This is a genomic window from Lishizhenia sp., from assembly GCF_033720595.1.
Classification (GTDB): domain Bacteria; phylum Bacteroidota; class Bacteroidia; order Flavobacteriales_D; family Crocinitomicaceae; genus Lishizhenia.
This window is the reverse complement of the sequence record NZ_JAWWCF010000077.1, coordinates 1-12,377: the sequence shown is the minus strand read 5'-3', so window position 1 is coordinate 12,377 and position 12,377 is coordinate 1. Positions and strand designations below refer to the sequence as shown.

Annotated in this window: 11 protein-coding genes and 1 tRNA gene; 3 read left to right on the top strand and 9 right to left on the bottom strand. The window is 37.3% G+C overall.

What is annotated here, in order from left to right:
- From R3333_RS07215 to R3333_RS07205, 3 genes are all read left to right on the top strand, one after another.
- A partial coding sequence (locus R3333_RS07215) for a penicillin-binding transpeptidase domain-containing protein (protein ID WP_318958116.1) occupies nt 1-1,211 on the top strand: 1,211 nt, incomplete at its 5' end.
- On the top strand, nt 1,212-2,624 hold the full coding sequence (rodA, locus tag R3333_RS07210; RefSeq protein WP_318958115.1) for a rod shape-determining protein RodA: 1,413 nt from the start codon (nt 1,212-1,214) through the stop codon (nt 2,622-2,624).
- 54 nt (nt 2,625-2,678) lie between these two features.
- Nucleotides 2,679-3,491, top strand: coding sequence for a CPBP family intramembrane glutamic endopeptidase (locus tag R3333_RS07205; RefSeq protein WP_318958114.1), 813 nt, complete (start codon nt 2,679-2,681; stop codon nt 3,489-3,491).
- Nucleotides 3,492-3,838: 347 nt separating this feature from the next.
- Here R3333_RS07205 and R3333_RS07200 read toward each other — a convergent pair whose 3' ends face one another.
- The 9 genes from R3333_RS07200 to aspS all read right to left on the bottom strand — a co-directional run bounded on the left by R3333_RS07200 (nt 3,839) and on the right by aspS (nt 11,556).
- Nucleotides 3,839-4,351 (bottom strand): biopolymer transporter ExbD, encoded by a 513-nt coding sequence (locus R3333_RS07200; protein ID WP_318958113.1) that lies wholly within the window; start codon nt 4,349-4,351, stop codon nt 3,839-3,841.
- Between the two features lie 5 nt (nt 4,352-4,356).
- Nucleotides 4,357-5,172, bottom strand: coding sequence for a biopolymer transporter ExbD (locus tag R3333_RS07195; RefSeq protein WP_318958112.1), 816 nt, complete (start codon nt 5,170-5,172; stop codon nt 4,357-4,359).
- Between the two features lie 4 nt (nt 5,173-5,176).
- Nucleotides 5,177-5,659: a hypothetical protein gene (locus R3333_RS07190; protein ID WP_318958111.1), complete on the bottom strand. Its 483-nt coding sequence runs from the start codon at nt 5,657-5,659 to the stop codon at nt 5,177-5,179.
- Between the two features lie 37 nt (nt 5,660-5,696).
- A complete protein-coding gene (locus R3333_RS07185; protein ID WP_318958110.1) occupies nt 5,697-6,563 on the bottom strand; it encodes a MotA/TolQ/ExbB proton channel family protein in 867 nt (288 codons plus the stop codon).
- Nucleotides 6,564-6,639: 76 nt separating this feature from the next.
- A tRNA-Ser gene (locus R3333_RS07180) sits at nt 6,640-6,729 on the bottom strand.
- Nucleotides 6,730-6,812: 83 nt separating this feature from the next.
- Nucleotides 6,813-7,841 carry an asparaginase gene (locus tag R3333_RS07175; RefSeq protein ID WP_318958109.1) on the bottom strand — a complete coding sequence of 343 codons (1,029 nt, stop codon included), beginning with the start codon at nt 7,839-7,841 and terminating at the stop codon, nt 6,813-6,815.
- A 14-nt stretch (nt 7,842-7,855) separates the two neighbouring features.
- The gene (locus R3333_RS07170) at nt 7,856-8,635 is read right to left on the bottom strand and encodes a TatD family hydrolase (RefSeq protein WP_318958108.1); all 780 of its coding nucleotides are present in this window, start codon (nt 8,633-8,635) and stop codon (nt 7,856-7,858) included.
- A 1-nt stretch (nt 8,636) separates the two neighbouring features.
- Nucleotides 8,637-9,170: a CopD family protein gene (locus R3333_RS07165; RefSeq protein WP_318958107.1), complete on the bottom strand. Its 534-nt coding sequence runs from the start codon at nt 9,168-9,170 to the stop codon at nt 8,637-8,639.
- Nucleotides 9,171-9,795: 625 nt separating this feature from the next.
- Entirely contained in the window at nt 9,796-11,556 is a 1,761-nt protein-coding gene (aspS, locus tag R3333_RS07160; protein WP_318958106.1) for an aspartate--tRNA ligase, read from the bottom strand.
- Nucleotides 11,557-12,377 lie beyond the last annotated feature (821 nt).

The following is a 12,377-nucleotide window of genomic DNA, read 5'->3' as shown; positions in this document are numbered from 1 at the left end:
GAGTGCACTATATTATTAGATCAGCGAGAGGAGGTATCGTTGAAACCTATGCAGGAGGTGCGCTGGATACGGCCGCAGAACAAGGTCCGCCACTTACCCTTGGTTTAGATATAGACTTACAAGCTTACGGAGAAAAGCTAATGACCAATAAAAAGGGATGTATAGTTGCGATTGAACCATCTTCTGGAGAAATTTTAAGTTTGGTTTCTGCTCCGAGTTACGACCCTAATATGATGGTGGGGTCTCGTAAAATTAAGGAGAACTATAGAAAACTTGTGAACGATAGTTTAAAGCCTTTGTTTGCACGACCGTTGCAGGCCGAATACCCTCCAGGTTCTATTTTTAAATTGGTTCAGGCTCTAGTTGGTTTGCAAGAAGGAGTAATTACGGAAAATACCGGGTTTCCCTGTAATAAAGCAATGGTGGGTTGTCACAACCACCCAAATGCACAAAATATACAAGATGCGGTAAAGATGAGTTGTAATCCGTATTTCTATTACGAGGTTAAACGCATTATTCAACAAGGAAAAGACAAAAGTATTTTTAAGGATGCAGCGCAAGGACTTGATCTTTGGGAAAAATACATGAATAGTTTTGGTTTAGGAATTAAACTTGGAACAGATATTTATGGTATTCGAAGTGGTGTTATTCCCAATAGAGCCTTTTATAACCGTTGGTACGGAGAATATCGATGGGCATTTAGTACAATACGTTCAAACAGTATTGGTCAAGGAGAGGTGAAAGTTACACCCTTACAAATGGCAAATTTAGCGGCTATTATTGCAAATAGAGGTTATTACTATACGCCGCATTTTGTGAAATCTATTGGTAAAGACGGACCAAAAGAAGAGTACTTGGTCAAACACAATACCATGGTGGAGCATCAGCACTTTGCACCGGTAATCGAAGGAATGCGTAGAGTAGTGGAGGAAGCAGGAGGTACTGCAAGAAGTGCATTTATTGATGGAATTCCATTGGCCGGTAAAACCGGGACAGCTCAAAACCCACACGGTAAAGACCACTCTGTTTTCATTGCTTTTGCACCTATAGATAATCCTAAAATTGCTATTGCTGTTTTTGTAGAAAACGCAGGTTTTGGAGGTACGTGGGCAGCGCCTATTGCCAGTTTGATGGTAGAGAAATATTTACGTGGTGAAATCACGAATGAGAGAAAAGAAGCACGCATTTTAGAGGCTAATTTGTTGGAGTAAATGGATAGAAAGAATACATACGCCAGAAACCTAGATTGGTCTTTAATTTTTATAGTGATTGCCATAATCATTATGGGGATTATAAACTTGTATTCTGCTGCCTATAATGAGGACAGACCCTTTTTATTGAATTTGAAGACCTTGTATGGTAAACAGATTATGTGGTTTGGGTTTGCCTGTTTTGCGGGTTTTGTAATCAGTTTAATTGATGCGCGATACATTCGGAAATTGACCATTCCCATATACTTATTTACGGTAACCTTGTTGGTCGCTGTATTGTTCACAACTCCCATTAATGGAGCGCGCTCTTGGTTAGGGTTCGGTTCTTTTGGTATTCAGCCTTCGGAGTTTGCGAAATTAGGAATGGCCATGATGCTGTCTTACCAGATTTCGGGAATCAAATCCAAGGTGATTAATATTAAAACGGTGACAAGTATTATCGCTGTATTATTAGTAACCATGGCCTTGATTTTGGCACAAAATGATACGGGAACTTTCCTTGTTTTTACGGCCTTTTTATTCGTTATGTATAGAGAGGGAATAACCTTTGATCCCTATGTGCTTTTACTGACCAACAATATTTTAGGATTAAGGCTAAAGCATACATGGGTGGGTGTTCACTTTATTCCTGTGTTATTCGTGGTGGTTTTCTTTAGTGTTATAGCACTTATTTTCGCGGATTCTGATCAATCCTTTACGCTGGGTTCTTTTGTTTTGAATATACCGGGTTGGGCCTATGTATTGATCGTTTTATTTGTGGGTGCATTGATTGCTTTGCTCTTGGTCAATAGGTTAGCTACTACAAGGAATAAGAAAAGACTGTCATTAATCATTATTATTGGCTATATAAGTTTTTCTACCTTGAATGGATTAATTGCAATAGGTTACTTGAAAGTATTCCAGTCTCACCAAAGAACACGTATTGACTTGGTGTTGGGGAAAATCAATTCAGAAGAGGAGAAAGATGGTAAAGATTATAACCGTAACCGAGGTATGGCAGCTGTTGGTTCAGGTGGTTTGTTAGGGAACGGTTATAGAAATGCCCATTTAGCAAGTCCAGAATCGGGACACGTTCCAGAAAGTGAAACGGATTTTATCTTCTGTGTTTTTGCCGAGGAATGGGGGTTTGTGGGTTCTTTTATCGTGGTAGTGTTGTTTACCCTTTTATTGATTAAAATAGTGACAATAGCGGAACGACAACGGAGTACTTATTCGAGGGTCTACGCGTATTCAGTCGCTATGATTATTTTTTATCACTTTGCAATCAATATTGGTATGAACTTAGGGGTAGCCCCAGTGATTGGAATACCTTTACCCTTCTTCAGTTACGGGGGAAGTTCTATGATATCTTTCACTGTAATGATATTTATCCTTTTAAAGCTGGATGCTCAACGAAAAGAAGTGTTGTTCTAAATGTCAAAATTCGATTTCATAAATAAAATAGAAGAGCGAAACCCGTTTCTACAAGTGCTAATATTGATTTGTATTGGTTTAGTGGCAAGTGTAGTGTTGGGTTCTATCGCGGTTAGTTTATATAGTTCCTTTACTGATGTGAACTTGATAGAGTATCCTTTGTCCATGTCGAAAGAACAACCTATCCTTTTTATGATAGTGAATCAAGTTCCTTTTCAAGTTGGAATGTTCTTAATTCCAGGTTTAATTTATCGACAATTTCAACGTTCTAAAAGCAATTTCCAAACGGGTAATGCACTATGGGGTGTCGTACTCTTCGGGGTGATGGTATTGCTCCTACCTTTTTTAACGGAGATTAATACTTGGGTATTAGAGAAGTTAAACATGTTAGAGGGAGCCATGCAAGTGAAGTCCCAATCTGATAGTTTGATTGAAAATTTAGTAAGTGGTCAAGAAACTTCTGTGTTTATAAGTACGCTTATTGTTATCGGTATAATTACAGGGTTCGCTGAAGAATTTTTCTTTAGAGGTTTCGTCTATGATCATCTAGCGGTAAATTCAGGTAATAAATGGCTAGCAATTGTGGTGAGCGCATCATTTTTTGCAGTACTTCATTTTAATTATGTTCAGATTCTCCCCCTTTTGTCTTTTGGGGTGGCTTTAGCGTTGATATATGAGTTTTCTGGCTCAATATACCTCGGGGCAGCTTTACATGCGCTAAACAATGTTCTAAATTTGTACTGGTTATATACAGAGGATTATCCCAGTTTTATGGAAGATCATAATTGGATAGTAACGAGTGTAGGATTGGGAGCTTTACTCGTTTTACTGTTTCTAAAAAGAACGGAACTTTCTCTTAAGGCTTAATTCTAGAAGTGTAATTTAGAAAGGCGTGTGTATAGTAAATCGCTGGATGGTTAATGATGCCTCCTAATTTATGTAACAGCGATTTTAACCTTTTCCAATTCGTACGCGATACCTATAAGCGCTATTCCAATACATGAAGTCAAGTGTATAATTAAAGATCTCATTTTATATAGATAAATTTTGCTTTTAGTTGGGTGATCTAAAATTTCGAACAGATTAGTCTTTGTTGACACACAAGGAGTCAATAGCTGAATAGTAGTATTTCATCATGCTATTTTCATTTGATCAATAAAAAAAAAGAGGCAACCTAATGGCTACCTCTTTTCTAATTATATCTGGGAGTACAACTAGTTGTTATCTATTGAATAACCGTTGTTGTTTCCTCTTTCTGCTGCGTGATAAGCAATCGTGTTAAAGTCTGCATTTTGCAATTCCTTTTTAGCATCGAATAAGATACCAACAGGTACTTGCTCATCCACTTTAAAACACGTTACTACTTTTTCTTTAGGAGTAGCAAAACCTTTTGGTTTTTGAGAGTATTTGTCAGATTTCCATTCGTCAATCTTATCAATATTCCCTAAAATACCATCGTACTGAACGGCAACACCTTTGTCAAATTTAGAAGCGTCTCCAACGATTGGTTTACCTAAGTAAACGAAGTCAACTTCACTTCTTTGTTTGTAGGGTGTTAAATCAGTAAGTCCAACTCCAGTAGCATTGTTAATACGTACCATCGGATCGATATCCTTAGTAGTTGTTGCTACCATGAAGAAGAACAACAACATAAATACGATATCAGGTAATGATGAAGTATTAATTGCTGGTGCTGACTTACCTTCGTTCTTTTTAAACTTTGACATATCGTTTAATTTTTTGGTGCAACTTCAATGATTTTCTCTGGGAAAAGAATTTTCAACAATTCAATTCTTTCTTTATATAAAGGAAGAATAGTTGGCATGTCTTCATTCTTGTTCTGCTCGTAGAATTTCTCCATTGTAGAGAATTTGATGTTGAAAAGCTTCATACTTTCTTCATCTCTCATCTCTGTAATCGCACGTTGAATTTCTGATTGAATCGCAATAAATGCACTGTAATCCGTTCCAATTTGAGGAACAATTCTAATGTGTGCTTCTCTTGCTATCTCAGGCATGATAGTCGCTCCACTTTCACTGTAAAGATCAAAAGCTCTTTGTTTTTTCTCCCACTCAGAAAGTTTGTTCATTTGAAGTTCATAGTACTGACCCCAGTAATCTGATGGATCTCTTTCCATTTCTGCTTCAATACGCTCTATCTCTGCATTCACCTGTGCTAAACCACCGTCAATAACCGCTTTAGTAATGTTCGCATAGTAAGGGTAGTTTAATTTACGCTCACCAGCTCCTTTTCCTCTGTTCGCAAGGAAGAAGTGCTTAATACGACGGTGCAAGTTGTCGATTTCCTCTACAGGTAAGATAGAATCACGTACAAACATTTCCTGTCTGTCGTTAATCTTAATCTCGTAGATGTTTTTCTCTTCAACTTTGGGTGGTTTTTCCATTTCAATGTCCAACTTCTTTGGGATCTGTCTTAAGTATCCCGCGTCTTTGTCCATTGTAGTGGTAACCAAGAAGAAAATCAAAAGCAAGAACGCGATATCTGCCATCGATCCAGCATTTATTTCCGGTATTTCTCGCTTAGACATATTCTTAATTTTTTCTTACTAAATTGATAACTGGTCCTAATAAGATAGCTGCAATACCAACAATTAAAGTAATTGCTGCTGTCCAAATACCTGCTGTAGAAGAGTCGATAACATTTTGTTCAACTTGTACATCTTCAGCTAATCTTAAAGATTCATTTGTGTCTGCAGTTCCAATTGCGTTAAGGATAACGTAAAGGACACCTACTAAAATGATTCCTAAGATAGACTTGATTGCCTTTTTAGGTTGTGTAACCAATAATACTACGAAGAAAGCCAATACTAAAAACGCACATAACCCGATAGCAACGAAGCTAAACATAGTTGTAGACGTTAATAAACCTCCTTCTCTAAACTCTTCGACTACCTCTGGTGCACTGTTCTCAACGTGAACGCCTGAGAACATAACCGATAGTCCTAAGATTAATATAGGGACGATAATCGCTAATTTAATAGCCATCCCTATGATGTTCGTTGTTTTATTTTCCATTATAAGATGGATTTAATAGTTCGTAACTCGTGCTCTCTTACTTAGAAGTAATTTTGTACTTCAACATCATGTCTACTAAAGAGATAGATGCATTTTCCATTTCATTCACTAAACCGTCAATTTTAGATACGATGTAGTTGTAGAAAATTTGTAAGAAGATCGCTGCGATCAAACCGAATACTGTAGTCAATAAGGCTACTTTAATACCTGCTGCTACTGTAGTTGGAGATACCTGACCATCCTCAACGATTTTATCGAAGGCGAAGATCATACCGATTACCGTACCCATGAACCCTAACATTGGTGCCAAAGCGATGAATAAAGAAATCCAAGAAACTCCTTTTTCTAATTGTCCCATCTGAACACCACCGTAAGAAACTACTGATTTTTCAACCATTTCGATTCCTTCGTCAGCTCTATCTAAACCTTGGTAGAAGATAGACGCGATAGGTCCTCTTGTGTTTCTACACAATTCTTTAGCTTGAGCAACTCCACCTTGAGATAAGGCAGCTTCAACATCTTCTAAGAATTTGTTTGTGTTGATTGATGCTAAGTTTAAGTATACGATACGCTCAATACATAAAGCCATACCAATTACTAAACAGATCAATACGAAAGACATCCAGAATGGATCACCTTCGATGAACTTTTGCTTTAAAGTACCAGTAAAGTTTAATGGTGCTTTTTCTTCAGCCATTCCTGCTTCTGCGGGAGCTTCAGTTTCTGTTTCAATTGCTTCTGCAACCGGACTAGCTTCTTCTTTTATAGAATCAGCTTCGTTAGCCATTTCTGTTGTTGTTGCTTCAACTGCTTCTGTAGAATCGCCATCTTGAGCTAATGCTCCGTTAACAAATCCGAAAGTCATCATTCCGGCGATCATCAAAGAACTTATTACTTTTTTCATGTTCTCAAAGATTAATTTTAATCGTATTCCTAGTTTATAATTATGCCTAAATTAATAAAATTCTGACAGTTCGCTGCGGAGAGAGAGGGATTCGAACCCTCGGTTCCGATACAATCGGAACACTCGCTTTCCAGGCGAGCCAGTTCAGCCACTCCTGCACCTCTCCTCAAATTCCTGTCAAAATTAGAGCGCTAATGTACAAAAAAATTGCAACAAGCATTAAGGGCCTAGATTACCAAAAGGTTAACACTATGCTTGCATTTCCCCAACAATATCACGCTTTAGTGCGGCAATACACTCATCCTTAGAGCTGTATCTTCCTAATACATACATCAATTTAGCTAATGCAGATTCTGTTGTTAAATCTTTCCCATTTACTACACCTGCTTTATTGAAAAAGGAACTGCTTTCGTACAAACCTTGTTGCACAGAACCAGACGCACATTGTGTAATATTAAGTATTATTCCGCCCGAGGTGGTGAATTTTGTGATTAAGTCTTGTAATTGTTTATTGTGTGGTGCATTTCCCGCACCAAATGTTTCTAAAACGATGGCTTTGGTATGTTTTGGATCGAAAAGTCCTTCATACATTTTCATATGAATGCCGGGATACAGTTTTAAAAGTGCGATGTCTTCTTCAAAGGCTGTAAATAATTCCAAGTCCTGTAGGCTTGTTCTATATAAATTAGGGTAGTGATAATTGATATCAACTCCAGCTATTGCCAATTCTTGATAATTGGGGGATTGAAAGGCTTCAAAATGCTTGGCAGAGACTTTCGTGGTTCTATTTCCTCTGTATAGGGAGTATTCAAAATAGATGGCTACCTCTTGAATCAATGGCATTCCGTTGTCGTCTTTGCTTGCAGCAATCTCTATGGAGGTGATAAGGTTTTCTTTACCGTCCGTTCTAATCGTTCCAATGGGTAATTGAGACCCCGTTAAGATGACAGGTTTTCGTAAACCTTGAAGCATGAAACTTAATCCTGAGGCAGTAAAGGCCATTGTATCCGAACCGTGCAATACAACAAATCCGTCGTAGTCATTATAGTTCAACTCTATCTGACGAGCAATGCGTGCCCAATCTTTGGGGTGCATGTCAGAAGAATCAATAGGGTCGTCAAACGATATAGAAGATAGATCTACATTTAGTCTGTCCAATTCTGGAACTTGGGCATTGAGGTGTTCAAAATCAAAGGCGCGCAATTCACCTGTGATGTTGTCTTTCATCATTCCAATCGTACCCCCTGTGTAGATCAATAATACCTTTGCATTCTCCATAAACCTATTCTGTTTTACGCTTTTATGATTTTTGGAAATACCTGTTCTGCATTTTTTGTAGTAATGGCAGCAATTTCTTCTACGGGCATTTCAAATATGTCTGATAATTTATCTGCAATGAAAGGAATGTAAGCGCTTTCATTTCTTTTACCTCTATTCGGTGAGGGTGCTAAATATGGAGCGTCTGTTTCTAAGACCAAATGTTCAAGTGGAATTTCTTTAACCACTTTGTCTAATCCCGCCTTCTTAAAAGTAACAACACCCCCAATACCCATTTTGAATCCGCCGTATGCAATGATTTTTTGAGCTTGCTCCACCGTACCTGTGAAACAATGAAAAACACCTGTTAGGTTTTCGTCGTTATGCTTATCAACGATTTCAAAAATCTCATCAAAAGATTCTCTGGCATGAATTACTATGGGAAGATTCAATTCTTTTGCCCAAAGTAGTTGTTGTTCAAAAGCTTTTTGTTGTTGTGCCAATAAAGTTTTATCCCAGTACAAATCAATACCTATTTCTCCCACAGCAATGTAGGGTCTTGAGTAAAGTTCTTTTTTTACCAAATCCAATTGGTGGTCTACATCTTCTGTAACGTTAGAAGGATGTAGTCCCATCATACTGAAACAATTGTTGGGGTACTTTTCTTCCAAAGCATTCATGGCATTCACCGTATCCAAATCTATGTTTGGTAGCAACAGCTTATCAACACCTGCATCTAATGCTCTTTGAATAACTGCTTCGTATTCACCTTCGAATTTCTCTGAAAACAAATGTGTATGTGTATCTATGTACATCTTAAGATTTTCTGAATTTTTTATACAATTTTATCGCTATCATTAGTCCTATGGCTACACCGAAGAAGCCGAGTGTAGCATATACCCAGTTTGTGGCATTTTTTTGCATGACAACAAACACAATGGCTACCATAAATAAAGTAGCTAATTCGTTCCAAAAACGCAGTTGAGTAGAACTCCATTTAATGTCATCCCTTTGAAATTTTTTAAAAATGCGATGACATATAAGGTTATAAGCAATCAATAAAACAAGTAAGGTTAGTTTTACATGCATCCAACCGGCTTTCAATAAAAAGGGTTGTTCAATAAAGAGCCATACTCCAAAGCAGATTGTTAAGATCATAGCTGGTATGGTAATGATATACCATAGCTTGCGCTGCATGAGCTTAAGTTGATTGGAAATGATTTCTTTCTCGGGTGAAGCTTTTAATTGTGCTTCCGCATGATAAATGAACAAACGGACAATGTAGAACAGTCCGGCAAACCATGAAATCACAAAAATGATATGCAGGGCTTTAATTGCTTGTATACTCATGGGGTCAAAGTTATGGATAATTTGGAAGAAAGGGAGAGGGAAAGTAAGTTCGTGTATTTTGATATTTAAAGACTCTATTTTTTGGACCTTACTTCGTAGCTTTGGTTTTGTTCATTTCTTTTGCATTGCCCAAAAGAAACGAACCAAAGAAAACGCTAGGCTGTGTAACTAAAACTTCCTTTTTCTTCATGAAAACAAAGTTCGTTCGTTGGATCTCTATCGAGCTAAACGAACTCTCTAAGCTTTCATTTTGAAAAATCAAGTTTCATTTACAAGGCCGAAGAAAATACAATGTCAAAATTCAAGGAGAATATGGACGGTTTGAGTAGAGGCATTGTGAATCCCTTTGGTCACCTATGTGGAAGTTGTAGTTAAAACCATGGACTCTTTTCTTGCTCAAAACTCAAATGGTGTACTGACTTTACACCATGCTGTTCTTTAAATCTTTAAATAGCGAACTGAAAGTCCGTGGTTAAATTTTTAAATCAAATCCATCAAATAAGCCATTTCGTCAAAAGTTCAAATCATTAATTTCACTAAGGTTACAAGGCTCAAACCTCAAACCCTCAAAGCAAAAAAGGCCAACCCTAAGGTCGACCTTTTCAAAAGTATCTATAGAAATTACTTACTCAGCGGCTTGAATATTCAAGGCCAAGTTTAATTCTGTTAATTGTTCTTCGTTCAATGCAGCTGGTGCATCAATCATAACATCTCTTCCGTTGTTGTTTTTTGGGAAGGCGATGTAATCGCGGATAGAAGACGAACCACCCATAGTAGCTACCAATCTATCTAATCCAAATGCCAATCCTCCGTGTGGTGGAGCTCCGTATTCGAAGGCGCTCATTAAGAATCCAAATTGTTCTTCTGCTTCTTCTTTAGAGAATCCTAACAGATCGAACATTTTAGCTTGTAAGTCTCTATCGTGGATACGAATAGATCCTCCTCCTAATTCAACACCATTCATGGCTAAATCGTATGCATTTGCTCTAACTTTTCCAGGATCTGTTTCAATTAAGGCAATATCCTCTTGTTTTGGAGAAGTGAAAGGGTGGTGCATTGCATGGTAACGACCACTTTCTTCGTCCCACTCTAACAATGGAAAATCAACAACCCATAATGGTTTGAAAACATTAGGGTTTCTCAATCCTAATTCATCTCCCATATGTAAACGCAATTCATTCATTTGATTGCGCGTTGTATGTAAATCTCCAGATAATACTAACAATAAGTCACCCGGTTTTGCATTGGCTTTATCTGCCCATGCTTTTAAATCTTCTTGCGAATAGAATTTATCTACAGATGATTTGAACGATCCATCTTCGTTACATTTAACGTAAACCATTCCTTTTGCACCAATTTGTGGACGTTGTACCCACTTTGTTAAGGCATCCAATTGTTTTCTTGTGTAAACGGAACATTGTTCAGCGTTGATGGCCAATACTACTTCCGCATCATCAAAAACCTTGAATCCTTTGTTTTGGGCAACATCGTTCAAGTTAACGAACTCCATTCCAAAACGAATGTCTGGTTTATCAGAGCCGTATTTTTCCATCGCTTCTGCATAAGTCATGCGAGGGAAAGCTTTATCTAATTCAACGTTTCTGCAAGTTTTGAATAGGTGTTGAACCATTTTTTCGAAAGTGTTCAATACATCTTCCTGATCAACGAAAGACATTTCACAGTCTATTTGTGTAAACTCTGGTTGACGGTCAGCTCTTAAATCCTCATCTCTAAAACATTTTACAATTTGGTAGTAACGGTCATAACCAGAAACCATCAATAATTGCTTAAACGTTTGAGGTGATTGTGGAAGGGCGTAGAATTCTCCTTCATTCATTCTACTTGGAACAACGAAATCACGTGCTCCTTCTGGAGTAGATTTAATTAAATAAGGAGTTTCAACATCAATAAATTCTTCTGTATCTAAAAACTTACGCGTTTCTAATGCCACTTTGTTACGTAAGGCTAATTTTTCTTTAACCACATTTCTACGTAAATCTAAGTAACGGTATTTCGCTCTCAATTCTTCACCACCGTCTGTGTCATCTTCAATTGTGAAGGGTGGAGTTTTAGAAGCGTTTAGGATATTTATTGCTGAAGCAATGATTTCGATTTCTCCAGTTGGAATATTCTTGTTTTTGCTAGATCTCTCCTTAACAGTTCCTTTGATTTGAACTACGAATTCACGACCAATTTTTCTAGCTTGCGCAGCTAAGTCGGCATTGTCGTCACTATTTAAAGTGATTTGTGTAATTCCGTAACGGTCTCTAACATCTATAAATGTTAATCCTCCTAGTTCTCTCGAACGTTGCACCCAACCACTTAAGGTTACTTCTTGTCCAACGTTATCTATTCTTAATTCACCGCAAGTATGTGATCTATACATTTGATTCTATTTAGTGCTGCAAAAATAGGAAGCTTAATTGAGAATTAAGAATTAAGAGGGAAGAATTAATCTATGGACTTATACAGTCTTAGAGTCCGTGTAAAAATTTGTTTATATAAAGTAAAAAAAAGGGAGGTCCTATTTTATTGTTGGGACATCATTGAATAGTTGACCCGCATAATGAGAAGTTTGTGATGTTGTTTGAATTTAGGTACTTATAAATATCGACTCTCTAAATCCTCACGAATGCTAGTGGGCATTTAATTTTAGATTCAAGTATTCTGTGCTTCTGAAGTTCCTGAACTACTCAATATTGATTTTTGGTTTTTGACTTCGAAGTTTGGGTTCTGTTCATTTATTTTGCATTGCCAAAAAGAAACGAACCAAAGAAAACGCTAGGCTGGAAAACAAGTCTTTTAAAAGCTACGAAACGCTTTGGTCGTTCACCCCAAACTCACAAACGCTTTTAGCAGATTTTTCTGCTAAAAATCTGAAAGCTGGGTTCAAACACTGGGTTCACTTCCCGGCGCTTATTCTTGTTTTAATAAGAATTGTTTTCAAGGCCAAAAATGAATTCAAAAATTAAAGTTTAAAAAAGATTGGGAAATATTAAGTAGAGCCTTTGTGAACCTTGTAGTAACCTATGTAGAAGTTGAAACCACGGACCAATACTCAAACTGTATGCTGATTTTACTCCATGTAGTTCCTTAAATCTTTAAATAGCGAACTGAAAGTTTGCGTTTAAATTTTTAAATCAATCTATCAAATCCTTCAAATTTCTCGAAATTATTGGGAGTTCATATACACGAACATTACAGCAT